The sequence below is a fragment of the Notoacmeibacter sp. MSK16QG-6 genome (assembly GCF_024158145.1).
In the GTDB taxonomy this organism is placed as follows: Bacteria; Pseudomonadota; Alphaproteobacteria; order Rhizobiales; family Rhizobiaceae; genus Notoacmeibacter.
In genome coordinates this window covers 1,130,115-1,152,317 of the sequence record NZ_JAMYXM010000001.1, presented here as the reverse complement: position 1 = coordinate 1,152,317, position 22,203 = coordinate 1,130,115, and the positions used below count along the sequence as shown (strand labels likewise).

20 protein-coding genes and 1 tRNA gene are annotated in these 22,203 nt (G+C 59.5%); 10 read left to right on the top strand and 11 right to left on the bottom strand.

What is annotated here, in order from left to right; genetic code table 11:
* Positions 1–96: 96 nt before the first annotated feature.
* The 3 genes from polA to NIM86_RS05470 all read left to right on the top strand — a co-directional run bounded on the left by polA (position 97) and on the right by NIM86_RS05470 (position 4,517).
* Positions 97–3,030, top strand: a complete 2,934-nt coding sequence (gene polA / locus NIM86_RS05480; RefSeq protein WP_253379805.1) for a DNA polymerase I — start codon at positions 97–99, stop codon at positions 3,028–3,030.
* 445 nt (positions 3,031–3,475) lie between these two features.
* Positions 3,476–4,246 carry a hypothetical protein gene (locus NIM86_RS05475; RefSeq protein ID WP_253379804.1) on the top strand — a complete coding sequence of 257 codons (771 nt, stop codon included), beginning with the start codon at positions 3,476–3,478 and terminating at the stop codon, positions 4,244–4,246.
* Between the two features lie 112 nt (positions 4,247–4,358).
* Entirely contained in the window at positions 4,359–4,517 is a 159-nt protein-coding gene (locus tag NIM86_RS05470; RefSeq protein ID WP_253379803.1) for an entericidin, read from the top strand.
* Positions 4,518–4,590: 73 nt separating this feature from the next.
* Here NIM86_RS05470 and NIM86_RS05465 read toward each other — a convergent pair whose 3' ends face one another.
* From NIM86_RS05465 to NIM86_RS05455, 3 genes are all read right to left on the bottom strand, one after another.
* Positions 4,591–5,964 (bottom strand): NAD-dependent succinate-semialdehyde dehydrogenase, encoded by a 1,374-nt coding sequence (locus tag NIM86_RS05465; RefSeq protein ID WP_253379802.1) that lies wholly within the window; start codon positions 5,962–5,964, stop codon positions 4,591–4,593.
* A gap of 99 nt (positions 5,965–6,063) precedes the next feature.
* The gene (locus NIM86_RS05460; RefSeq protein ID WP_253379801.1) at positions 6,064–6,327 is read right to left on the bottom strand and encodes a Rho termination factor N-terminal domain-containing protein; all 264 of its coding nucleotides are present in this window, start codon (positions 6,325–6,327) and stop codon (positions 6,064–6,066) included.
* Positions 6,328–6,332: 5 nt separating this feature from the next.
* Positions 6,333–6,695, bottom strand: a complete 363-nt coding sequence (locus NIM86_RS05455) for a hypothetical protein (protein WP_253379800.1) — start codon at positions 6,693–6,695, stop codon at positions 6,333–6,335.
* Positions 6,696–6,824: 129 nt separating this feature from the next.
* On the opposite strand from NIM86_RS05455, the gene NIM86_RS05450 reads away from it, so the two are divergent.
* Positions 6,825–7,046: a DUF2945 domain-containing protein gene (locus NIM86_RS05450; RefSeq protein WP_253379799.1), complete on the top strand. Its 222-nt coding sequence runs from the start codon at positions 6,825–6,827 to the stop codon at positions 7,044–7,046.
* Positions 7,047–7,185: 139 nt separating this feature from the next.
* Here the strand turns inward: NIM86_RS05450 and dxs are convergent, their stop codons facing one another.
* From dxs to aroA, 5 genes are all read right to left on the bottom strand, one after another.
* Positions 7,186–9,099, bottom strand: a complete 1,914-nt coding sequence (gene dxs, locus NIM86_RS05445) for a 1-deoxy-D-xylulose-5-phosphate synthase (RefSeq protein WP_253379798.1) — start codon at positions 9,097–9,099, stop codon at positions 7,186–7,188.
* Positions 9,100–9,189: 90 nt separating this feature from the next.
* Positions 9,190–9,780, bottom strand: a complete 591-nt coding sequence (locus NIM86_RS05440; RefSeq protein ID WP_253379797.1) for an SH3 domain-containing protein — start codon at positions 9,778–9,780, stop codon at positions 9,190–9,192.
* A gap of 342 nt (positions 9,781–10,122) precedes the next feature.
* Complete coding sequence (gene rpsA / locus NIM86_RS05435; protein WP_253379796.1) at positions 10,123–11,832, bottom strand: 30S ribosomal protein S1; 1,710 nt, start codon at positions 11,830–11,832, stop codon at positions 10,123–10,125.
* Between the two features lie 208 nt (positions 11,833–12,040).
* On the bottom strand, positions 12,041–12,679 hold the full coding sequence (cmk, locus tag NIM86_RS05430; RefSeq protein WP_253379795.1) for a (d)CMP kinase: 639 nt from the start codon (positions 12,677–12,679) through the stop codon (positions 12,041–12,043).
* Positions 12,679–14,046 carry a 3-phosphoshikimate 1-carboxyvinyltransferase gene (gene aroA / locus NIM86_RS05425; RefSeq protein WP_253379794.1) on the bottom strand — a complete coding sequence of 456 codons (1,368 nt, stop codon included), beginning with the start codon at positions 14,044–14,046 and terminating at the stop codon, positions 12,679–12,681. The genes cmk and aroA overlap by 1 nt, the downstream gene beginning before the upstream one ends.
* 222 nt (positions 14,047–14,268) lie before the next feature.
* Here aroA and NIM86_RS05420 point away from each other — a divergent pair, with 222 nt between their 5' ends.
* Positions 14,269–14,703 (top strand): TIGR02300 family protein, encoded by a 435-nt coding sequence (locus tag NIM86_RS05420; RefSeq protein WP_253379793.1) that lies wholly within the window; start codon positions 14,269–14,271, stop codon positions 14,701–14,703.
* 147 nt (positions 14,704–14,850) lie between these two features.
* Positions 14,851–14,926 (top strand) — tRNA-Ala (locus tag NIM86_RS05415).
* Between the two features lie 53 nt (positions 14,927–14,979).
* Here NIM86_RS05415 and NIM86_RS05410 read toward each other — a convergent pair.
* Complete coding sequence (locus NIM86_RS05410) at positions 14,980–17,364, bottom strand: heavy metal translocating P-type ATPase (protein ID WP_256478338.1); 2,385 nt, start codon at positions 17,362–17,364, stop codon at positions 14,980–14,982.
* A gap of 97 nt (positions 17,365–17,461) precedes the next feature.
* Entirely contained in the window at positions 17,462–18,340 is an 879-nt protein-coding gene (locus NIM86_RS05405; protein ID WP_253379792.1) for a DUF305 domain-containing protein, read from the bottom strand.
* Between the two features lie 132 nt (positions 18,341–18,472).
* Between NIM86_RS05405 and cueR the strand changes: the two genes are divergently transcribed.
* Positions 18,473–18,874, top strand: coding sequence for a Cu(I)-responsive transcriptional regulator (gene cueR / locus NIM86_RS05400; RefSeq protein ID WP_253379791.1), 402 nt, complete (start codon positions 18,473–18,475; stop codon positions 18,872–18,874).
* Entirely contained in the window at positions 18,871–19,296 is a 426-nt protein-coding gene (locus NIM86_RS05395) for a c-type cytochrome (protein ID WP_253379790.1), read from the top strand. Before cueR ends, NIM86_RS05395 begins: the two co-directional genes overlap by 4 nt.
* Before the next feature lie 41 nt (positions 19,297–19,337).
* On the opposite strand, the gene NIM86_RS05390 is transcribed toward NIM86_RS05395, so the two are convergent.
* Positions 19,338–20,180, bottom strand: coding sequence for a 3-keto-5-aminohexanoate cleavage protein (locus NIM86_RS05390; protein ID WP_253379789.1), 843 nt, complete (start codon positions 20,178–20,180; stop codon positions 19,338–19,340).
* A gap of 206 nt (positions 20,181–20,386) precedes the next feature.
* On the opposite strand from NIM86_RS05390, the gene NIM86_RS05385 reads away from it, so the two are divergent.
* Positions 20,387–21,106, top strand: coding sequence for an MIP/aquaporin family protein (locus tag NIM86_RS05385; RefSeq protein WP_253379788.1), 720 nt, complete (start codon positions 20,387–20,389; stop codon positions 21,104–21,106).
* Positions 21,107–21,209: 103 nt separating this feature from the next.
* Positions 21,210–22,193, top strand: a complete 984-nt coding sequence (locus NIM86_RS05380; RefSeq protein ID WP_253379787.1) for a complex I NDUFA9 subunit family protein — start codon at positions 21,210–21,212, stop codon at positions 22,191–22,193.
* Positions 22,194–22,203 lie beyond the last annotated feature (10 nt).

The window sequence follows — 22,203 nt, the reverse complement described above, 5'->3', positions numbered from 1 at the left end:
AATATACAGACGAAGCCGTGATACCCGTGCCGGAAGCGCCGCCGAAATCAACTGCCCGATAGACGAGTCACCCGCGCCGCGCTAAGCCTTCCAGCCATGAAAAAAGGTGATCATCTCTTCCTTGTCGATGGCTCGGCATACATCTTCCGCGCCTACCATGCTCTTCCGCCGCTGACGCGCAAATCGGATGGCCTGCCGATCGGCGCGGTGTCCGGCTTCTGCAACATGCTGTGGAAGTTGTTACGCAATGCGCGCGACACCGAGGTGGGCATTACGCCCACCCACTTCGCGGTAATTTTCGACTATTCGTCCAAGACGTTCCGCAATGATCTATATGATGAGTACAAGGCCAATCGCTCCGCCCCGCCCGACGATCTGGTGCCGCAATTCGGACTGATCCGCGAGGCGACCCGCGCCTTCGACGTTGCCTGCATCGAGCAGGAAGGCTTCGAAGCCGACGACATTATCGCCACCTATTGTCGTCTCGCCTGCGAAGCCGGCGGCGACACAACTATCATTTCATCCGACAAGGATCTGATGCAACTCGTCGGCCCGACCGTTGGCATGTACGACCCGATGAAAGACAAGGAAATCGGGGTCGAAGAGGTCGTCGAGAAATTCGGTGTGCCGCCGGAGAAGATGATCGATCTACAGGCCCTGACCGGCGATTCCATCGATAACGTTCCGGGCGTGCCGGGCATCGGGCCGAAAACGGCGGCGCAGCTACTGGAAGAGTTCGGCGATCTCGATACGCTTCTAGCTCAGGCGGAGACGATCAAGCAGAAAAAGCGCCGTGAGAACCTGATCGAACATGCCGATAATGCGCGGCTGTCGCGCGAACTCGTGCGTCTGCGGGACGATGTCGATCTGGAATTGCCGCTTGAAGCGCTGACGCTGGACAAGCTCGATGGGCCGAAGCTGATCGGCTTCCTGAAGGCGATGCAGTTCACCTCGCTGACCAAGCGCGTCGCCGAACAGACCGAAGCGGATGCCGCAGCTATCGAGGCGGCGGAAGTTCCGGTGGAATGGGAAGAGGCGCGCGGACCCGACCTCGATCCGGGCGAAGGGCCGTCAAAAGACGATGTCCTGCCGGATCAGTCTGCCGGCGGCATGACGCCCCAGACTTTGGCGGAAAAACGCGCCGCCGAAATTCGCGACATCCCGTTCGATCATGAGAAGTACGAAACGGTCGGAACGATAGAGCGCCTGCGGGAATGGATCGCTGCTGCACGCGATCAGGGTCATGTCGCGTTCGATACTGAAACCAACAGTCTCGATCCGATGCAGGCGTCCCTTTGCGGTTTTTCGCTCGCGGTGGAGCCGGGTTATGCCTGCTACATTCCGCTCTGCCATCGTGAGGGGGAGGGCGACCTCCTCGGCAGTGGCGATCTCTGCGCCGGGCAAATTCCAGAACGCGACGCGCTCGAAGCGCTGCGCGAACTGCTGGCCGATCCGGCCTGCCTGAAAATCGGTCAGAATATCAAATTCGATATGGTCGTGATGGCGCGTTACGGATTGCCGCTCGTCAATTTCGACGACACCATGCTGATCTCATACGTGATCGAGGCGGGCCGAACCGCGGGCAATCAGGGTGGCCACGGCATGGACCCGCTCGCCGACCGTTGGCTCGGTCATAAGCCGATCCCATACAAGGATGTCTGCGGCACCGGCAAGAATGCCGTGACGTTCGACCGGGTGGCGCTCGACAAGGCGACGCAATACGCCGCCGAAGATGCAGATATAACCCTCCGGCTCTGGCTTGCCATGAAGCCGCGCCTTGCCGCCGACGGCGTGACATCCGTTTATGAGCGGCTTGAGCGCCCGCTGGTGCCGGTCATTGCGAAAATGGAAGGGGCCGGCGTCTCGGTGGATCGACAGATTCTCTCGCGCCTGTCAGGCGAGTTCGGGCACCAGGCCGCCGGCATCGAAGCGGAAATCTACGAAATGGCCGGCGAGAGCTTCAATATCGGCTCGCCCAAGCAACTCGGCGATATCCTTTTCGGTCGGATGGGCCTGCCGGGCGGCAGCAAGACCAAGACCGGTCAATGGTCGACCAGCGCGCGTGTCCTCGAAGACCTTGCCGCCGAAGGCCACCCGCTACCGCGCCGTATCGTCGACTGGCGCCAGCTGACCAAGCTGAAGAGCACCTATACGGACGCGCTGCCGGGCTACATCCATCCGGACACGAAACGGGTCCACACCTCCTACCAGATGGCGGCGACTACAACCGGCCGGCTGTCCTCGTCCGAGCCGAACCTGCAGAACATTCCGATAAGGACGAGCGAGGGCCGCAAGATCCGGACCGCCTTCATCGCCGAACCGGGCCACGTCCTGATCTCGGCCGATTACAGCCAGATCGAGCTGCGCATTCTGGCGCATATCGCAGACATTCCGCAGCTCCGGCAGGCTTTTGCAGACGGGATTGACATTCATGCCATGACGGCCAGCGAGATGTTCGGCGTGCCGGTCGACGGGATGCCGAGCGAGGTGCGCCGCCGCGCGAAGGCGATCAATTTCGGCATCATCTACGGCATTTCGGCCTTCGGTCTCGCCAACCAGCTTTCCATCGAGCGCAGCGAGGCGGGCGATTACATCAAACGCTATTTCGAACGCTTTCCCGGTATTCGCGACTATATGGACAGCACTAAAGCTTTCGCGCGCGAGCACGGATATGTCGAAACATTGTTCGGCCGCCGTGCCTATTATCCCGACATCAAATCCTCGAACCATTCGGTCCGCGCTTTCAATGAGCGCGCTGCGATCAACGCGCCGATCCAAGGCTCGGCAGCCGACATCATCCGCCGCGCCATGATCCGCATGGACGACGTTCTGGAAGAGGCCAGGCTGGACGTGAAAATGCTGTTGCAGGTTCATGACGAGCTGATCTTCGAACTGCCGGACGATCAGGCGGATGCGGCCATCCCTCTTATCCGCGACGTGATGGAAAATGCGGCCATGCCAGCGGTCGATATGGCGGTGCCGTTGCAGGTTGACGCGCAGGCGGCGTCCAATTGGGATGAAGCGCATTGATGCGCAATCCATTAGAAAATGGCCTCAATGGACGACGGAATGCCTCTCCGGGCTTCGGTCTATCCTTGGCCTTGCTCATTTTATTTGCAGGCGGATGCCAAACTGCCGACCCGCGTCCGGCGCTCCAATTGCCGCCTCCTGACTTTGGAAGCGATGCGACGGAAGCAGAGAACCCGCGTCCGCTGACGGAAGATGAAAAGCGGATCAGGCCGCTGGCTCTCGATAGCGGCGTCGAGGACTAGTTCAGCAAAGAGTAGGAATGTTTGCTGAGAGCGGGGCAAGTTATCGCGCGCTATAGCGGACATCGGCTAAATATAAAAGATGTTCATTAATTGCGAATAAGCTAATTTACTTCGAGACAATTCGCACTTGTGGTATTTTCGTCATTTATTCTTCTCGACCAAGCCTTTAGGAAAGGCTGCAATTTGGGGTTGAGGGGATAAAAATGAAAAATGAAAATCAAGCCGCTTCCAAGATAGCTACCGGCATCCGGACGGGCGTTCTGACAGTTGTGCTCTTGAGTGGCGTCCTCGTCCTGACAGCATGTCAGTCGACGGATGGTCCTGCGATGGAAACGGATTCCGCAGCCGATGTCAGTGCGGATGCGAGCGTTTCAACCACCGGTGCAGAAACATCGACAGCTTTCGCGGGGACGGCGGCGGCTGGTGGCCAATGCGTAAGAAAGTTGGCAGGTGGCCCGCCGCCCAAGCCGGCGAAGGGTGGCGACTTTGCCAAAAATGCTGTCGGCAAGAACGTCGCACGCAATGCGGGTCGAAACATTCTGGCCAATGGCGCCGCCCGTATTGCGGGGCCGCTTGGCGGTATTATTGGCGGGGCCGCTGCCAGCGAAGTCGTCAGGACCGAGCAGGATATTCAGGGCGAGTGGGATATCACCGATGGCCGCGCCGATTGCGCGTGCACCATAAAGGGTAAGACTGGCGCGTCGATTTCCATGAGCATCGATCGTGGCGGTATCACCGGCAAGAACAAGGACCGGACGAAAGGTAAATTCAGCAATGTGAACTGCACCAACCCGCTTCTGCAAAAGGTCGCCGGCTTTGGATTGGGGCATACTTTCACGGGGTATAATGCAGATTTTCGCCTTTACGCGAAGGACGGACAGGTTCTTGCCAATATGAAGCGCAACGGTCTGAACCATTTCTCCGGCACGATGACGGACGGCACGGCCGTTACCATGTGGAGGCGAGGCGGCTGAAACCTGCCTGCTACGTTGCTAATTTAGCGAAAGGCGAAAAAATTTCGCATGTGAGGGAACAAGTTAGGGCGTGGCGATTTTCCTCTTTGTGATTGTTAGAGGGAAACCCATCATGAAAAACGTTCTTTTTGTTGCCGCACTGGTCGCTTTCATCGCCCCGTCGCTAGCAGGTTGCGGCAATACGATCCGCGGTATTGGTCAGGATACGGCCAATACGGTCGATGCAACGCAGTCGGCTGCATCGAATACGGCCGACGCCGTCGTCGATTGATCGGCCCAAAAATTTTAGACGTATCGGACTGCCAAAGGGCGATGGTCGAACCATCGCCCTTTTTTTGACTTGATCAGAAAGCGGGACTGTCGATAGCCACGGTTTTGATGTTGACGAATTCATGGACTCCCTCGGCGGAAAGTTCACGCCCATAGCCGGAATGCTTCACGCCTCCGAATGGAATGCGCGGATCGGATGCGGTCATCCGGTTAATGAAGGTGCCGCCAGCGACGAGGTCGCGGATAAAGCGTTTCTGCTCCTCGCCATCCTTGGTGAATGCCGCCGATGACAGGCCAAAGGTGGTGGCATTGGCGATCTCGATGGCCTCATCGATATTCTTGACCTTGAAAAACAGCGCCACCGGTCCGAAAAATTCTTCCATGTAAGCTGGCGCGTCCTTCGGAATTTCGGCGAGAATAGTGGGCGGATAGAACCAGCCGTCACGGTCCGGCGTCTTGCCGCCGGTAACCAGAGTTGCGCCATCCTTGACGCTTTCATCCACCTGCCCGGCCAATTCATCGCGAATATCTTTGGTGGCCAGAGGCCCGAGATCCGTACCCTCGTCCATCGGGTCGCCAAGCGTCATCGCTTCGAACTTCTGTTTGAAACCATCGATGACCTCGTCGTATACATCTTCGTGGACGATAAACCGCTTGGCGGCGATGCAGCTCTGACCGTTGTTCTGCATGCGTGCCTTGATCCCGGTCTGGATAGCGGCGTCGATATCGGCGCTTGGCATGACAATGAATGCGTCCGAGCCACCGAGTTCCAGAACGGCCTTCTTTATCTGTTTGGCCGCCTGACTGGCGACAGCAGCGCCGGCTGGCTCTGAACCTGTCAGCGTGACGGCTTTGACGCGCTCATCGTCGATCAGCGCTTCGATTTTGCTCGAACCGATCAGCAATGTCTGGAAACAGCCCTGCGGCAGTCCTGCCTCGGTGAAGATTTCCTCAATCGCCATGGCGCATTGCGGAACATTGCTCGCATGTTTGAGAATGCCGACATTGCCGGCCATCAGATTGGGCGCGGCGAAACGAAAGAGCTGCCAGAAAGGGTAATTCCAAGGCATCACGGCCAGGACAAGACCGATTGGCTGATAGCTGACGAGCGTCTTTTCGGCATCGCTTTCGTGAATCTTGTCGGATAGAAATTCGGCCGCGTGGTCAGCATAATACCGGCAGACGGTCGCGCATTTCTTCACTTCGGCCTTTGCTTCCTCAAGCCGCTTGCCCATTTCGAGGGTCGCGAGACGCCCGTATTTGTTCTGGCCGGCTTCCAGAATGTCCGCCACCTTGCGCAATATAACCGCGCGCTCGTCAAACGATGTCAGTCGCCACTGGGCATAGGCGCGATCTGCGTTTTCCAGCACGCGCTGCACATGCTCATCGTCATGACCGGCGATTTCTTCAAATGTCTCGCCATTGGCGGGATTAATACTCGTTGGCATGTAATTCTCCTGAAATATCGAGAACGCGGGCAGTCTGGAGACCATCTCGCCTGATAAAAAAACCGCATGAACGACAGATGCACGAACGACGAATAAGTCCTATTTTCCGCGCAAAGCAGCAATCAACTGGTCTTTAGACATATTGGAACGACCCTCGATCTCCAGCTCTTGGGCGCGGTCGTAAAGCTCGTCCTTGCTCCACTCCTCATAGGGCGGCGACTTGCCGCCCTTTTTCGAGGGTTGCATGTCGTCGCTTTCCTGGGCATTGGCGATCGCGGCGGCTTTCTGCTTGGAATAGCCTTCGTCTCGCAACGCTTCATACGCCTCATCATTCTTGATCGATGAGCCATGATCTTTCGCCATGACGATCAGTCCTCGTCCAAGGTTTCCTCTCGCTCATCCGGCGACATGGTGGAAAGATTCCAGTCGGAGCCGGGACCGGCAAACACGCTGGCTGGTGCGGCATCGCCATCGTCGATTTCAGCGATGAGACGCTCGACCTCATTGAGAAGTCCATCAAAATCGTGACCGCGATCGGCGCTTTGGCGGCTGTAAATTTCACTGCGCATCTCGCGAAGACGCCGTAATCTCTCGTCACGCGGCTGATTGGAAAATGCGATATCTTCCAGATCGTCGACCGTATATTCCTGACTGATGCCCGGCGTGTCGCCATCGTCTCCGACATCGCGATCGTACGGCACGACGCCGACCTCAAACTGATATTCCGGCATTGTCGGTCCCTTTCTTTATCGCTTTCGAAATCCTGTCTGCACAACGCGACGCGGGCCGGTTTCGTTGCAGGGAACCGAATGACCTGGCTGTCGGTTGAGCCGGCACAGCCCAACGGAAAGGATCGGGAAATGTCGAAAGATTACGCAGCCAATACCGAGGTGGAATGGGATTGGGGTAATGGCACCGCTAAGGGCAAGATACAGGAGAAATTTACGGAAAAGGTCACCCGCCAGATCGACGGCAGTGAGGTGACGCGTGATGCGTCAGAGGATAACCCGGCCTATATGATCAAGCAGGATGACGGACAGCGCGTATTGAAGAAGCACAGCGAACTTCGCAAAGCCAACTGAGTCCGGACATCATCGTCCGCTCACTGGCATTATGCTGCGATGCATAAAATTGTGCAATGCAAAATTATTGGGCGATAAAATGTTGATTAGTAAAATTATATCGAATTGTGCATCGCAATAAATGCGACGATTTTTGGGCCTATCTTGTGCCAGATAGCGCCGCCACGCCGAGCATCGTCAAGACTGTATCGACCATATGGGCAGCGTTCAACCTGGCCTGATCGTACATTCGGTTGGGCGAAGCATGGTCAATGAAATTATCGGGTAATGTCAGCGATCTGAATTTCAATCCGCCATCCAGCAGGCCTTCATTGAGAAGCGCTTGGGTAACATGGCTGCCGAAGCCGCCCACGGCTCCTTCCTCGACGCATAGAAGAACCTCATGCTCCCGGGCGAGCCGGAAAATCATGTCGGTATCGAGCGGTTTGGCGAAGCGGGCGTCCGCTACAGTGACCGACAGTCCCTTCGCTTCCAATTCGTCTGCCGCCTTCAACGCCTCCGCAAGTCGTGTGCCGAGCGACAGGATGGCGACGTTGCCGCCTTCGCGAACGATCCGGCCTTCGCCGATCGGCAGCACCTCGCCGAATTCCGGCAAATCGACCCCGGCGCCCTCGCCACGAGCGAAGCGAATTGCAGATGGACCGTCATCAATTGCGGCGGCAGTGGCGACCATATGCCGCAGTTCCGCTTCGTCGGATGGCGCCATGATGGTGAAGCCGGGCAGATTGCCGAGATAGGCGAGATCGAAGGAGCCGGCATGGGTCGCGCCATCGGCGCCGACGAGACCGGCCCGGTCGATGGCGAAACGCACCGGCAGCGATTGCAGCGCGACATCGTGTACGACCTGATCGTAGGCACGCTGCAGGAACGTCGAATAAATCGCGCAGAAAGGTCTCATGCCGCTTGCTGCCAACGCGGCGCAGAACGTCACGGCGTGCTGTTCCGCGATGCCAACATCGAAAGTTCGCGAGGGAAAGCGCTGACCGAACACATCGAGACCGGTGCCCGACGGCATGGCGGCCGTGACAGCGCAAATTCGTCGGTCGGCCTCTGCTTGTCGGACCAGGCTATCGGCGAAGACACGCGTATAGGAAGGCGCGTTGCTTTTGGATTTGAACTGCTTGCCGGATGGCACATCGAATTTCGACACGCCATGATATTTGTCGGCTGATGCCTCGGCCGGCGCGTAACCCTTGCCTTTCTTGGTTATGGCATGGATCAGCACAGGCCCGGTCGCGCGCGACTTGACGGCGCGCAACACGGCCAGAAGGGCGTGTATGTCGTGCCCGTCTATCGGCCCGGCATAGGAAAAGCCGAGCTCTTCGAAGAGCGTTCCGCCGACCATCATGCCTTTGACGAGATGCTTCGCCCGTTCGGCTCCTTCGCGGAACGGGGGCGGAAGGAGCGACACCGCGCCTTTGGCCAGTGAGCGAACATCCTGCAGCGGCTTGCCGGCATAAAGACGCGATAGGTAGCGGCTCATTGCGCCGACAGGCGGGGCGATGCTCATTTCGTTGTCGTTCAGAATGACGATCAGCCGCTTGCCGAGATGGCCGGCATTATTCAACGCCTCATAGGCCATGCCGGCGCTCATCGCGCCATCGCCAATCACGGCAATGGCGTCGCCCGTCTCCATTCCAAAATCACGGCCGGCGGCAAAGCCGAGCGCGGCCGAAATCGAAGTTGACGAATGGGCCGCGCCAAAGGGATCGTATTCGCTCTCGCTGCGCTTGGTGAAGCCTGAGAGCCCGCCCTCCTGCCGAAGGGTGCGGATGCGATCCCGCCGTCCTGTCAGAATCTTGTGCGGATAGGTTTGATGACCGACATCCCAGACGAGCTTGTCGCGTGGCGTATCGAACACCGCATGAAGCGCCACCGTCATTTCCACCACGCCGAGCGATGCGCCGAGGTGGCCGCCGGTTTCCGACACCGCGGAAATGGTTTCCTGCCGTAACTCATTCGCCAGACGCGACAACTCGTCATCGCTCAAAACCTTCAGATCGGAAGGTGTCGAGATGCGGTCGAGAAGCGGTGTGGTCGGTCGGTCAGGCACGAAAGGTCAGCTCTCTATCCGAGGAAATACCATATATCGGCCTGCACCTAAGAGAGGAAAGGGCGCGATGCAACGGCGAGGCCCGTCCGCTCAGTTGGCTTTCTCGATTCGCCAGGACGAAATTCGCTCATTCAGCGCGGCGGGCATGCGCTCTACGGACTTCTTGAAAACCGCGCAGCGGCCTGTCAGGCCATAATTGTCGCAGACCGTGACGGCGTACCCATCTGCGATGGTGACGGATGCGATACGGTCGTTCCATGTCCGTCCCAGCGTAATGGCCTCACCGGGTTTGTCGTGGCAGTCGGCATCACCCGCATTGTCGTATTCGGAGTAGAAGCAGACGCCCTCTGTCCCCACACCTGCACCTGTCGCGGTTTCGGCAGGGCTTCCGCTGTCCGTGCCGCGCTCGGTCGAAGCCGTTCGCGCAACGCCGCCGTTCCCTTCGGAAAAAGTGATGCGATCGACCACGTCCCGAACACGAGAGCCGGCCAGTTCACCGTCATCGACGATCAGGAAAGAACCGGCGATCCAGCCTGTGGCGTTGGCGGTCCGCACACGGCACCAGCGCCCCTGCGGCGTGCATTCCATCAATTCGCCACGCGCATCTTCGGCCATGGAACCCACACGACCGTAGTCCACACCGGGTCCAGAGCGGACGTTCATGCCAGCACGAGCGCGCACGGATACATCAGCAGCCTGAGCAATTTGCACAGACCAAACGGCGGGAAGAAGCAAAAAAGCGGCGAAGAAAAGGGCGCGTCCGGCAATGGCCATGGGTCAGGCATTTCCAGTTTATTTGAACGTGTCCCTATGAGAAGGGCGATAGCCGACAAATTCGACCGCAATGGGACATGGGTGGCTATCACCCCGCGTCAACCGCCGCAACCAAGCGGCGCGGACAAATCCATAACATTTCTTGCATTTGTGAGCACTGTGGCAGTGTTGCAAGTGGCAGGGCAACCCCAGATAGAAAAAAGGCCCGGCGAAACCGCCGGGCCTATATCTCGAATACGGACGAAACGATTATTCGTCGTCGCCGCCACGCTCCTTGAGAGCAGCGCCCAGAATGTCACCGAGCGATGCACCGGAATCGGACGATCCGTACTGTGCGACCGCTTCCTTCTCCTCGGCGATTTCCAGCGCCTTGATGGAAACGGAGATGCGACGGTTCTTCTTGTCGAACTGCGTGATGCGGCCATCGACCTTCTGACCGACCGAGAAGCGCTCGGGGCGCTGCTCGCCGCGGTCGCGGGACAGATCGGCGCGGCGGATGAAGCTGTCGACATCGTGATCGACCAGTTTCACTTCCAGTCCACCATCGGTCACGGCCGTCACTTCGCAGGTGACGACGGCGCCCTTGCGCAGCTCGCCGGAGGCGGCGGCTTCGCCGACAGCATCGCGGCCAAGCTGCTTGATGCCGAGGCTGATGCGCTCCTTGTCCACATCGACGTCAAGAACCTGGGCCGACACTTCGTCGCCCTTCTCATATTCGTCGATGACCTGCTCGCCCGGGCGATCCCAGGAGAGGTCGGAAAGGTGCACCATGCCGTCCACATCGCCTTCGAGGCCGATGAACAGGCCGAACTCGGTCTTGTTCTTGACTTCGCCGGTAACGGTCGCGCCGACCGGGAAGTTCTGAGCGAACGCATCCCATGGGTTTTCCAGGGTCTGCTTGAGACCGAGCGAGATGCGGCGCTTGACCGGATCGACCTCGAGAATGACCACATCGACTTCCTGCGTCGTCGACAGGATCTTGCCGGGATGGACGTTCTTCTTAGTCCAGCTCATCTCGGAAACGTGGATCAGGCCTTCAATACCCGGCTCCAGTTCCACGAACGCACCGTAATCGGTGATGTTCGTAACGGTGCCGCTGACCTTCTTGCCGAGCGGATACTTGCCGCCGATGCCGTCCCACGGATCGGCTTCGAGCTGCTTCATACCGAGGCTGATGCGGTGCGTTTCCTGGTTGATGCGGATGATCTGCACCTTCACCGTCTGGCCGATCTGGACGATCTCGGACGGATGGTTCACGCGGCGCCATGCCATGTCGGTCACGTGCAGCAGGCCATCGATGCCGCCAAGATCGACGAACGCACCGTAATCGGTGATGTTCTTGACGACACCCTCGACCGTCTGACCCTCTTCGAGGTTCTGAACGATTTCCGAACGCTGTTCGGCGCGGCTCTCTTCAAGCACGGTGCGGCGCGAAACAACGATATTTCCGCGGCGCTTGTCCATCTTCAGAATTTCGAAGGGCTGCGGGGTGTGCATCAGCGGGCCGACATCGCGGATCGGACGGATGTCCACCTGCGAACGCGGCAGGAAGGCGACAGCGCCATCCAGATCGACGGTGAAGCCACCTTTGACCTGATTGAAGATCTGGCCTTCGACCTTTTCCCCGGCCTCGAACTTCTTCTCGAGACGGATCCAGGCTTCCTCGCGGCGGGCCTTGTCGCGGCTGATGACGGCATCGCCCAGCGCATTCTCGATCCGCTCGACATAGACTTCGACCGTGTCGCCGACTTTCAGGGTCGGCTCGCCGTTCTTGACGCCGAATTCGCGGATCGGCACGCGGCCTTCGACCTTCAGGCCGACATCGATGACAGCCATATCTTTTTCGATGGCCGTGACGAGGCCTTCGACAACATTGCCTTCGGCAGCGAAATCGCCAGACGCTTCGGTCTGTTCGAGCATGGCCGCGAAATCGTCGCGCGACGGGTTCATTTCACTCATTTATAAGAAATCTCCAGCGGGCGGCGTCGGAATTTGCGGCTCTGCCGCATCGCCTACCCGTTCTGCGCCGGTGGTTCGTGTTTCGAACACCCGTCTTTGCGATCCCGGCTTCGAGCTGTCGTTCGAAAACCATATGAGCCGGTCTGCCATTTCAATCATTGGCAGACGGCCAATCCGGCGCGGAGGATGCGGACGGGCACAGTTTGTCTCAATCGCCCCGTTCGCCGTTGATGAGCGCGCGGGCCGCATTGAACGCGGCCTCTATACCCATTTCGCTCGTATCCAGCAAGTGCGCGTCGTCGGCGGGACGCAGCGGAGAATCGGCACGGCCCATATCGCGTGCGTCCCGGCGCTCGATATCGGCCAGAATTGCTGCCTTGTCGGCGGTGCCGCCATCACGCAAAATCTCGTGGTAGCGCCGCTCGGCGCGAACGGCCGGAGACGCCGTGACATAAAGTTTGATAGCGGCATCCGGCAGGACGACCGTCCCGATATCGCGCCCGTCCAACACCGCGCCAAGACCTTCGCAAGCAAAGGCGCGCTGCCGCTCGACGAGCGCCTTGCGGACGCGCGTCATGACGGCGACCTTGGACGCCGCTTCGCCAATTTCATGCGCGGCAAGGACCATTCGATCCATCGCGGACAGATCGAGCCGATGAGCGGCCTCCACGGCCTCCGCCTCGTCGTCGAGCGATGCGCCGCGATCGAGCAGCGCCTTGGCGACCGCTCGGTAGGTCAGGCCCGTATCGAGATGCCGCAGCCCATAATGCGCCGCCAGCCGCCGCGAAAGCGTGCCCTTACCGGACGCAGCCGGCCCGTCGATGGCAATGGTGAAAGGTTTTGTCATCAGCTCTTTGCGCCGTCACGCGCGGCGGACAATTCGATCTCTGCGCCCAGTTCGCCCATCAGATCGAAGAATTGCGGAAAGCTCGTCGCGACCATATTGGAATCATCGATTTCGACCGGCTTTTCCGTTGCGAGCCCCAGAACAAGAAAGGCCATGGCGATACGATGGTCCAGATGGGTCTCCACTGTCCCGCCGCCTAGACCCCTGCCGCCGGGCGCGCCCCGAACGGTGAGGCTGGCTTCGCCTTCGGTGCAATCGACGCCATTGCGCTCCAGCCCGCGCGCTACCGCAGCGAGGCGGTCGCTCTCTTTGACACGCAGTTCGTCCAGTCCGTCCATCACGGTCTCACCCTCTGCGAAGGCTGCCGCCACGGCGAGCACGGGGTATTCGTCGATCATCGACGGTGCGCGCTGTGGTGGAACGGTGATGCCCTTAAGATCGGAAAAGCGCACCTGCAAATCGGCGACATCCTCGCCGCCGGCATCGCGCCAGTTCACGATGTCGATCTGCCCGCCCATCTCCTGAAGGGTCGTAATCAGGCCCGTCCGGGTCGGATTCATCAGAACATTTTCAATAACGATGTCTGCGCCGGGAACGATAAGGCCTGCCACAAGGGGAAAGGCGGCTGAGGACGGATCGCCCGGCACATCGATGGTGCGGCCAGCCAATTCCGGCTGACCTTCCAGACGAATGGTTCGTACGCCATCTGCATCTTCCTCGACCTCCAGGGTCGCCCCGAAGCCGGCCAGCATCTTTTCGGTATGATCGCGGGTCATGACGGGTTCGACAACGGTGGTCACACCCGGCACGTTCAGCCCAGCCAGCAGAACGGCGCTTTTCACCTGGGCCGAGGCGACAGGTACGCGATAAGTGATCGGTGCAGGCGATTTCGGACCGCGCAATGTGACCGGCAGCCGGTCGCCCGCCTCGGCTTCCACCGCAACGCCCATCTGCCGTAGCGGATCGAGCACGCGCTTCATCGGGCGGCGCGATAGCGACGCATCGCCCACAAAGCGGGTTGTCATATGGTATGGCCCGACGAGACCCATGGTCAGCCGGCAGCCTGTTCCCGCATTGCCGAAATCCAGTGTTTCGTTCGGCTCCAGCAATGCGCCATTGCCTGTGCCGACGACCCGCCAGCGCCCGCCTTCCCGGCTGACTTTCGCGCCCATCGCCTCCATGGCGCGGCCCGTCGCAAGAACGTCTTCCCCTTCAAGGAGCCCGGAGATGAGCGTTTCGCCAGACGCCAGTCCGCCGAACATCAGCGAGCGATGGGAAATGGATTTGTCGCCCGGAACGCGAATCGTCCCTGAAAGGTTTTCGCTTTTGCGGGCGGTTGCGGGTGAGGGAACGCTGGAATGGCTCATGGATTATCTTTTCAGTCGGTTGGCCGTGCTTTTCGGCAATGGGCGGCGTGCGCTTAGCACGGCTTGGCGAACGGGTCATCCGCTTCGAAGGCCCTTTCCGGCCGATGACCTTTGACAGGCCTTTCGACCGACGCTATGGGCAGGCCAACAATCAGGCAATCTGACGCAGAGCCCGGCGAAGGTATGGCTGGCCGGCGGCGCGATAGATGAGGAACCGGAACCGTGGCAAAGACAGAACTCGGCACCAAACGCACTTGTCCCGAAACCGACAAGAAATTCTACGATCTGAACAAGGACCCGGTCGTCTCTCCCTATACGGGCAAGACCTATCCGCTCTCCTTCTTTGAGGAAACGGCCAAAAGCGCCGTCAAGACCGACACCACCAAGGACGATGTCGAGGAGACGGAAGTCGAGAAGGAAGGCGAAGACGAGGACGATGAAGCGCTCGTCAGCCTGGAAGACGCCGACGACGACGACGACGAGACCGGAAAGGCAAAGCCCAAGGCGGCCGATGCCGATGTCGATCTGGACGCCGAAGACATCGATCTCGGCGACGATGACGACGATCCCTTCCTTGGCGACGATGACGACGATGACGACGATGATGACGTCTCCGATATCATTGCCGTCGGTGGCGATGACGACGACGACAGCTAATCGGGTCTGACCGGCTGGCGAAAAATTTCGCTCGCCTTGGTTCTTGCCTCTTGATCGCGACGGCGGGGACGGATAGAAGCCCGCCATCCCAAACGGTGCTGTCTTGTGCAGCGTCGCCACGCAGATTTCTTCGTGGAAGGAAAGTGTGGGGCCATAGCTCAGTTGGGAGAGCGCTACAATGGCATTGTAGAGGTCAGGGGTTCGACTCCCCTTGGCTCCACCAATTCTTCGAACAGGTCGAGGCCGCCAGCCTTCACGACCGGGTTCGCATCCTTTCTACAAATCGATCCGCCGCAGCCGAAGCGCATTGGTGATCACCGACACCGAAGAAAGCGACATCGCGGCGGCGGCGATCATCGGTGACAATACGATACCGAAAATCGGGTAGAGGATGCCCGCGGCGATCGGTACGCCAGCCGCATTGTAGAAAAAGGCGAAGAACAGATTCTGCTTGATATTGCGGATGGTCGCCAGAGCGAGTCTCCGCGCCGGGACGATGCCTGCCAGATCGCCCCCGAGAAGCGTTATACCTGCGCTTTCCACGGCAACATCGGCGCCAGTTCCCATAGCGATACCCACATCGGCAGCGGCGAGGGCAGGCGCATCGTTGACACCGTCTCCGGCCATGGCGACGCGCGCGCCAGCTTCATGAAGTTCCTCGACCAGCGCCTTCTTGTCGGCGGGCAGCACGCCGGCCCGCACCTCATCGATACCGAGTTTTTTGGCGACAGCTCGCGCCGTCCGTTCGTCATCGCCGGTCGCCATGATGATGCGGAGCCCCTGCCGGTGCAGTTCGTCGATCGCGTCGCCCGTGCTGGCCTTGACTGGGTCGGCGACCGCGACGAGTCCGGCCAGTTGATTGTCCGATGCGACGAACATGACGGTTTTGCCGTCGGCGCGCAGAGCATCGGCGGCTGCCTCTGCCACGTCGATGCCGATCCCGAGATCGGCCATCAGAGCTTTATTCCCGAGCGTCGCCCTACGACCTTCGACCGTGCCGATCACGCCCTTGCCAGTCACGGCTTCGAAATCGCTTGCCGCAGGCGCGTCGATGTCGCGCGCCGCAGCACCGTCCAGAATGGCTTCTGCCAATGGGTGTTCCGATCCACGTTCCAGCCCTGCGGCGACCGAAAGCAATTCGTTCTCGCTGTGCTCTCCGAACACGACAATATCGGTCAGCTTCGGTTTGCCTGAGGTCAATGTGCCGGTCTTGTCGACGATCAGCGTATCGACGGCGGCCATTCGCTCCAGCGCTTCGGCGTCTTTTACGAGGACGCCTTCCTGTGCGCCGCGGCCTGCAGCGGTCGTAATCGATATGGGCGTCGCTAGCCCAAGCGCGCAGGGGCAGGCGATGATGAGCACCGAAACGGCGGCGGCCATGGCGAAGACCAGCGAAGGCGAGGGGCCGACAAACAGCCAGATCAGAAACGCCAGCACGGCCGCTGCCACGACGGTCGGCACGAAGACAGCCGCCACCTTGTCGGCGAGGCCTTGAATCGGGGCTTTCGATCGCCGCGCCGCGGAAACCATGTCCACAATCTGGGACAGGACGGTGTCGGATCCGACCTTGGACGCCCGCATAGCAAACGTCCCGGTCTTGTTGATCGTGCCGCCTGTCACAGAGTCGCCTTCGACCTTCTCCACGGGCACGGCCTCGCCGGTCATCATGCTCTCATCGATGGATGAATGGCCCTCGATGATCTCGCCATCGACCGGCACGCTTTCACCGGGCCGGACGCGCAGGAGATCGCCTTCGAGGATATTGTCGAGCGGGGCATCGTATTCCGAATTGTCCGGCAGAATGCGGCGCGCCGTCTTCGGTGCAAGATCCATAAGCGCCCGAATGGCATCGCCCGTCCGTTCGCGGGCGCGCAACTCAAGAACCTGCCCGAGAAAAATCAGTGCGACGATGACCACAGCCGCCTCGAAATAGGTGCCGGCTGTGCCGCCCTCACGATATTGCTCTGGAAGAACGCCGGGCAGGAAGGTGGCGACAAGCGAATAGAGATAGGCTGCCCCCACGCCGAGCATGATAAGCGTCCACATATTGGGCGATGCATTGCGGAGGGAGTCGATCCCCCGCCGGAAGAATGGCTGCGCCGCCCACAGAACGACCGGTGTCGCCAGCAGAAATTCCAGATAGACGGCGATCCTTTCGCCGATCCATTCACGCACGGGGATGCCGACCATCGGCCCCATGCTCAGAATGAGAAGCGGAACGGCGGCTGCGGCGCTGATCCACATGCGTCGGCGGAAATCGACAAGCTCCTCGCTCGGCTCGTCGGATGGAACCATCGGCTCCAGCGCCATACCGCAGATCGGGCATGTGCCGGGTTCGTTGCGGACGATTTCCGGGTCCATGGGACAGGTATATTGAACGCCGGGCTTAACCCGGCCTTTCACGATGTCCGCATTGCCCGACAGGTAGAAATACGGATCGGCCTGAAACTTCGAGCGGCATCCATCGGAGCAGAAGTAGTAGGTACGGCCTTGATAATCGGTGCTGCGGGCGTCCGGCTTGATGGTGACAGACATCCCGCAGACAGGATCGATCGCCTTGTCGCCGCCACGGTCGGAATCGGACGCATCATTGCTTTTTTGATGACCCCCGCCGCAGCAATGGTGGACGGTTTTGCCGGATGCGTTTTTCTGCTCGCTCATGACCATATCCTGTCGGTTGAAACGCGAATATGGGGCTTCCAGTCACAGGAAGGTCAAGGATGCTTCATCGGTCCGCGACAATTCGTAGACGGGCCTGCTACGCAGCGGCACAGCTGTAGTAGCCGCGATAACCGGCCTGGAGTCCGGCATCGAGCTGGAGGCGGAGTATGGCATCCTGGGGCGAACCTGGCCTGGCATTGAGAGCGCCTCCATCCGCGGCAGTAAGGCGTAGCGATGCCCCTTCTGTAGCGAAGGAAAGGCCGGAATTGGTGCGGTCTTCGTCCAATCGAACAAGGTCGCCGCTGATCTTGAAGAGGCCCGCAGTCCCATTTCCGCCTTTGCCGATTGCAAGGACCGGTTCGCTTTGCGTGGTATAGGAGAAGCTGCATGCCGGCCCCTCGGCAAAAAGCATTCCCATCTCTTCATCGCTGAGAAATTCGGGATCGAGTATGGCGACTTCCGCAGTCGAAAGCGCCTCTTGCACGCTGACTATCCGCGCCGTGGCAGACGGCTCGGGCTGGTTGGAATCGCCACTGGCTTCGATGTCGTCGACGAGAAAGCGCATTTCAGCGATTTCCTTGTCCTGCGCGTAGATGATTTCGTCAGCGAGCTTGCGTACGCGTGAATCGGATAACTGCGCCCGGCTCGAGGTCATGATAGCTATGGAGTGATGAGGGATCATGGCGCGCATATAGGAGGTGTCGCCGACGGTCGCCTGGCTGCGCACCAGCCAGAGCGAACAGCCGAAGACCAGCACTGCGCCCGCAAAGATCGCTGTATTGAGCAATTTGCTGGAATACATCGACAACATGAAAGCAAGCATAACGATCGCCATCGTCGCGCCCATCAGAATGGCCATGTAAGCGCGGGTCTCAGACCAGAAAATATGCGTGAAGAGAAACGTATTCAGATACATGAGGCCGAACATCACGGCGGTTGAGGTGAGGATCATGGCCAGGAATCGCCAGTAGGACATGGTTTGAAATCCCTTGTTGTTCTCTCAATGCCAACGAAATGACCTTCCAGCCCCGGAAGGTTCCCGCAAGAACGAAAAACTTGACCTTCCTGCTGCTGGAATCTCTATCCTCGCAATGCTCGGAGGTACGCGATGAATATAGGTGATGTTTCGGAGGCCAGCGGTCTGCCGCCCAAGACGATCCGTTACTATGAGGATATCGGTCTGATCCGGCCGTCGCGAAGCGCGAATGGTTATCGCGATTTTGCCGATGCGGACGTGCACAAGCTGGCTTTCCTGGGCCGGGCACGCTCGCTCGGCTTTTCCATCGACGATTGCCGGACATTGCTGTCACTTTACGAGGACCGCAGTCGCGCAAGCGCTGACGTCAAGGCGGTCGCCACCGAACATATGAACCGGATCGGCCGGAAGATCGAAGAGTTGGCCGCCATGCGCGACACGCTGGGCGATCTTGTGAAACGCTGCAAGGGCAACGACAGGCCGGATTGTCCGATTATCGACGGTCTATCGGGCAAGGGGAAATGTGAGCGATGAATAAGAGACTCATTGTCGGACTGATCGTCCTGATCGCTGTCGCACTGGTCGCCTGGCGGATGCTGCCTTCCGGGGGAGCGTCTGAAGGGCAAGCCGGCCCGCAGACCGGCCAGCAATCGTCTCTCGTTACTCCCGCTCTTTCAGCCGAACAATCCGACGGAAAAAGCCTGTTCGATGAGAACTGCGCGGCCTGCCATGGCGCGAGCGGGGCCGGCACCGATCAGGGACCGCCCTTGATCCATCCGATCTACGAGCCGGGCCATCACGGCGACCAGTCGTTTGTGCTGGCCGCCCTGAATGGCGCTCGCGCTCATCATTGGCGGTTTGGCGATATGCCGCCTGTCGATGGCGTGGACGAAAGCGATGTCCTCAAGATCGTCAGCTATATTCGCGCTGTACAGCGCGCCAATGGCATCGATTGACACTCTAACGGCCCGCTAACGTCAAATCGCAGCCGAAGATTTCAGGCAGCTTCCAACGGCGCGAGCTGCAGAATCTTGCGGGCCTCGGCCGGTGTCGCCACCGGGCGTTCGTATGTCTCGCAGATTTCGACCGCCCGCTTCACGAGGGCCGCATTGGATGGCGCGAGCGTGTCTCGGTCAAGTCGGACATTGTCTTCCAGCCCGGTGCGCGCATGCCCTCCGGAACTGATCGCCCACTCGTTGAGAACGATCTGGTTCGGTCCGATTCCGGCTGCGCACCATGCGGCGTCCTCGCCGAAAAGACGTTTCACGGTCTGAATATAATAGTCGAAAACGTCGCGATCGGCAGGCATGGCGTTCTTCACACCCATGACGAACTGCACATAAGGCCGGTCGGCGATCTGCCCCTTATCGTACATTTCTGCGGCCTTCAGGATATGAGAAAGGTCGAAGGCCTCGATTTCCGGCTTGACCGAATAGGCTTTCATCTCGGCGGCCAGCCACTCGACCAGATCGGGCGGGTTCTCATAGACCCTGTTCGGGAAATTGTTCGACCCGACCGACAGGGACGCCATGTCCGGCTGAAGGGGCAGCATACCGCCGCGCGTTTGGCCCGCGCCGGACCGTCCGCCGGTCGAGAACTGGATGATAAGTCCGGGGCAGTGTTTTCGCAGTCCCTCTTTCAGCCGCTCGAATTTCTCCGGGTCGGAACTCGGCGTTTGATCGTCATTGCGCACATGCGCATGGCAGATCGTCGCGCCGGCTTCGAAGGCTTCCTGCGTGCTCTCCACCTGCTCGCTGACCGTGATCGGCACGGCGGGATTGTTCTGCTTTGTCGGCAGGGAACCGGTAATGGCGACACAGATGATACAGGGTTTGCTCATGTAAGAATCCGAAAATTGACGATGTGCTAGGCGACGCGAAGGACGGCTTGATAGCATTGCCTGTCGCTGGAAGTCACGGTTTACCGGCTCGTCACGATGCTGTTACACGTTTGAGACTATCGACGACGTCGAGAGCGTAGGATTGGAAAGCGGGGGGATCGCGTGAACGGCTGTCCGGGGAAACTTCAACAAGTGATTCTTGCCCGATGAGCGTGCATTTCGGTCTTTCTCAACGGCTGATTGCTGAGGCGCTCGGCACCGCTATGCTCGTCGGGACCGTGGTTGGCTCCGGCATTATGGCGGACAATCTCACGGACGATACAGCTCTTGCTCTCCTCGGCAACACCATCCCGACAGGAGCGATACTGGTCGTTCTCATCACCGTACTCGGGCCGATCTCTGGCGCTCACTTCAACCCCGCCGTTACCCTTGCTTTTCTTCTGCGTAAGGAGTCGTCCATCGGCGTGGCTGGCGCCTATATCGTCGCGCAGATCGTTGGAGGGATTATCGGCACCCTGATTGCGCATGGCATGTTCGATCTGACGATCTTCCAGGCATCGGCGAAGGTCCGGTCCGGAACCGGCCAATGGCTCGCCGAGATCGTCGCGACTTTTGGGCTGGTCTTCTTCATTCTCGGCGGTATCCGGTTCCGCCCCGACAGCGTGCCATGGCTGGTCGGTCTCTACATCACGGCGGCCTACTGGTTCACTGCCTCGACAAGCTTCGCCAATCCGGCCGTCGCCATTGCCCGCGCATTTTCCGACACCTTTGCCGGTATCCGGCCCATCGACGTGCCGGTCTTCATCATCTGCCAGATCGTCGGTGCGTTGCTTGCCGGCGCTCTTGCGCCCTGGCTCTTTGGCGAGCGGATAGCGCGAGCCGATGACGATACACGGTCTCTGGATACGACTCCGCTGGAAAGCTGACCCAAAAACGAGCTTCGCGTTGCGCTTTGCGTCAAAACCGCTAAATCGGCAGGCAGAGCGTATGAAAGGGGCTCGGCAGCCTCGTCCAGACTAGAGATCGATCATGACCCGCTATCCGTCTGACCCAACCCTCGTGACCATTTTCGGCGGCTCCGGCTTTTTGGGCCGTCATGTCGTTCAAGCGCTTGCCAGGCGGGGTTTTCGTATCCGGGTGGCCTGTCGCAACCCAAACACCTCCCAGCATTTGCAGCCCCTCGGTGATGTCGGTCAGATACAAGCGGTCAAGGCCAATATCCGGGATGAACAATCCATTGCGCGCGTTTGCAGGGGCGCCGATCATGTCGTCAATCTCGTGGGCATCCTGGCCGAGAGCGGTAGGCAGACATTCGACGCGGTCCAGCATGAAGGCACAGCCGATGTTGCGCGCGCTGCAGCAGAGAACGGCGCGGGGTTCACTCTTGTCTCCGCCATCGGCGCCGATGAACAGAGCGCCAGCGCCTATGCCCGCGCCAAGGCGAAAGGCGAGCAGGCGGTTTTCGACGCGGTTCCGAATGCAGTCGTCCTTCGGCCGTCCATCATGTTCGGTCCCGAAGACAGCTTCTTCAACCGGTTTGCCGAGATGGCCCGGTTCAGCCCCGCTCTTCCTTTGATTGCTGGCGGCGAAACAAAGCTGCAACCGGTTTATGTGGCCGATGTCGCGGAAGTCGTCGCCCGCAGCGTTGCTGGAGAACTGGAAGGCGGAAAAGTTTATGAACTCGGCGGCCCGGAAATTTTCTCATTCAAGGAGCTGATGGAAATCGTCCTTGAGGAAACGGATCGCAAACGTTTTCTGGCGCCTGTCCCGATGGCGATTGCTCGTGTGCTCGGAGCAGTAGGCGATCTTATTCCGTTCGGCCTGGCGCCGATCACGTCGGATCAGGTCAAGCAGCTCGAAAATGACAATGTTGTTTCCGAAGAAGCCAGAAAGGAAGGCCGGACGCTGGAAGGTCTCGGTATCGTGCCGCATACGGTGCGCGCCGTCATCCCGTCCTATATCTGGCGCTACCGGGTGGAAGGTGAATTCAGCCGCGGACATGGCCCTGTCTGACCGCCAGTCC

Coding starts and splice junctions, on each gene's coding strand:
- NIM86_RS05380 (WP_253379787.1), top strand. CDS start 21,210: ATGACCCGCTATCCGTCTGACCCAACCCTCGTGACCATTTTCGGCGGC.
- NIM86_RS05390 (WP_253379789.1), bottom strand. CDS start 20,180: ATGAGCAAACCCTGTATCATCTGTGTCGCCATTACCGGTTCCCTGCCG.
- NIM86_RS05460 (WP_253379801.1), bottom strand. CDS start 6,327: ATGGCGAAAGATCATGGCTCATCGATCAAGAATGATGAGGCGTATGAA.
- NIM86_RS05475 (WP_253379804.1), top strand. CDS start 3,476: ATGAAAAATGAAAATCAAGCCGCTTCCAAGATAGCTACCGGCATCCGG.
- aroA (WP_253379794.1), bottom strand. CDS start 14,046: ATGAGCCATTCCAGCGTTCCCTCACCCGCAACCGCCCGCAAAAGCGAA.
- cmk (WP_253379795.1), bottom strand. CDS start 12,679: ATGACAAAACCTTTCACCATTGCCATCGACGGGCCGGCTGCGTCCGGT.
- NIM86_RS05410 (WP_256478338.1), bottom strand. CDS start 17,364: ATGAGCGAGCAGAAAAACGCATCCGGCAAAACCGTCCACCATTGCTGC.
- NIM86_RS05385 (WP_253379788.1), top strand. CDS start 20,387: ATGAGCGTGCATTTCGGTCTTTCTCAACGGCTGATTGCTGAGGCGCTC.
- NIM86_RS05405 (WP_253379792.1), bottom strand. CDS start 18,340: ATGTCCTACTGGCGATTCCTGGCCATGATCCTCACCTCAACCGCCGTG.
- NIM86_RS05470 (WP_253379803.1), top strand. CDS start 4,359: ATGAAAAACGTTCTTTTTGTTGCCGCACTGGTCGCTTTCATCGCCCCG.
- NIM86_RS05455 (WP_253379800.1), bottom strand. CDS start 6,695: ATGCCGGAATATCAGTTTGAGGTCGGCGTCGTGCCGTACGATCGCGAT.
- cueR (WP_253379791.1), top strand. CDS start 18,473: ATGAATATAGGTGATGTTTCGGAGGCCAGCGGTCTGCCGCCCAAGACG.
- rpsA (WP_253379796.1), bottom strand. CDS start 11,832: ATGAGTGAAATGAACCCGTCGCGCGACGATTTCGCGGCCATGCTCGAA.
- NIM86_RS05465 (WP_253379802.1), bottom strand. CDS start 5,964: ATGCCAACGAGTATTAATCCCGCCAATGGCGAGACATTTGAAGAAATC.
- NIM86_RS05450 (WP_253379799.1), top strand. CDS start 6,825: ATGTCGAAAGATTACGCAGCCAATACCGAGGTGGAATGGGATTGGGGT.
- NIM86_RS05395 (WP_253379790.1), top strand. CDS start 18,871: ATGAATAAGAGACTCATTGTCGGACTGATCGTCCTGATCGCTGTCGCA.
- polA (WP_253379805.1), top strand. CDS start 97: ATGAAAAAAGGTGATCATCTCTTCCTTGTCGATGGCTCGGCATACATC.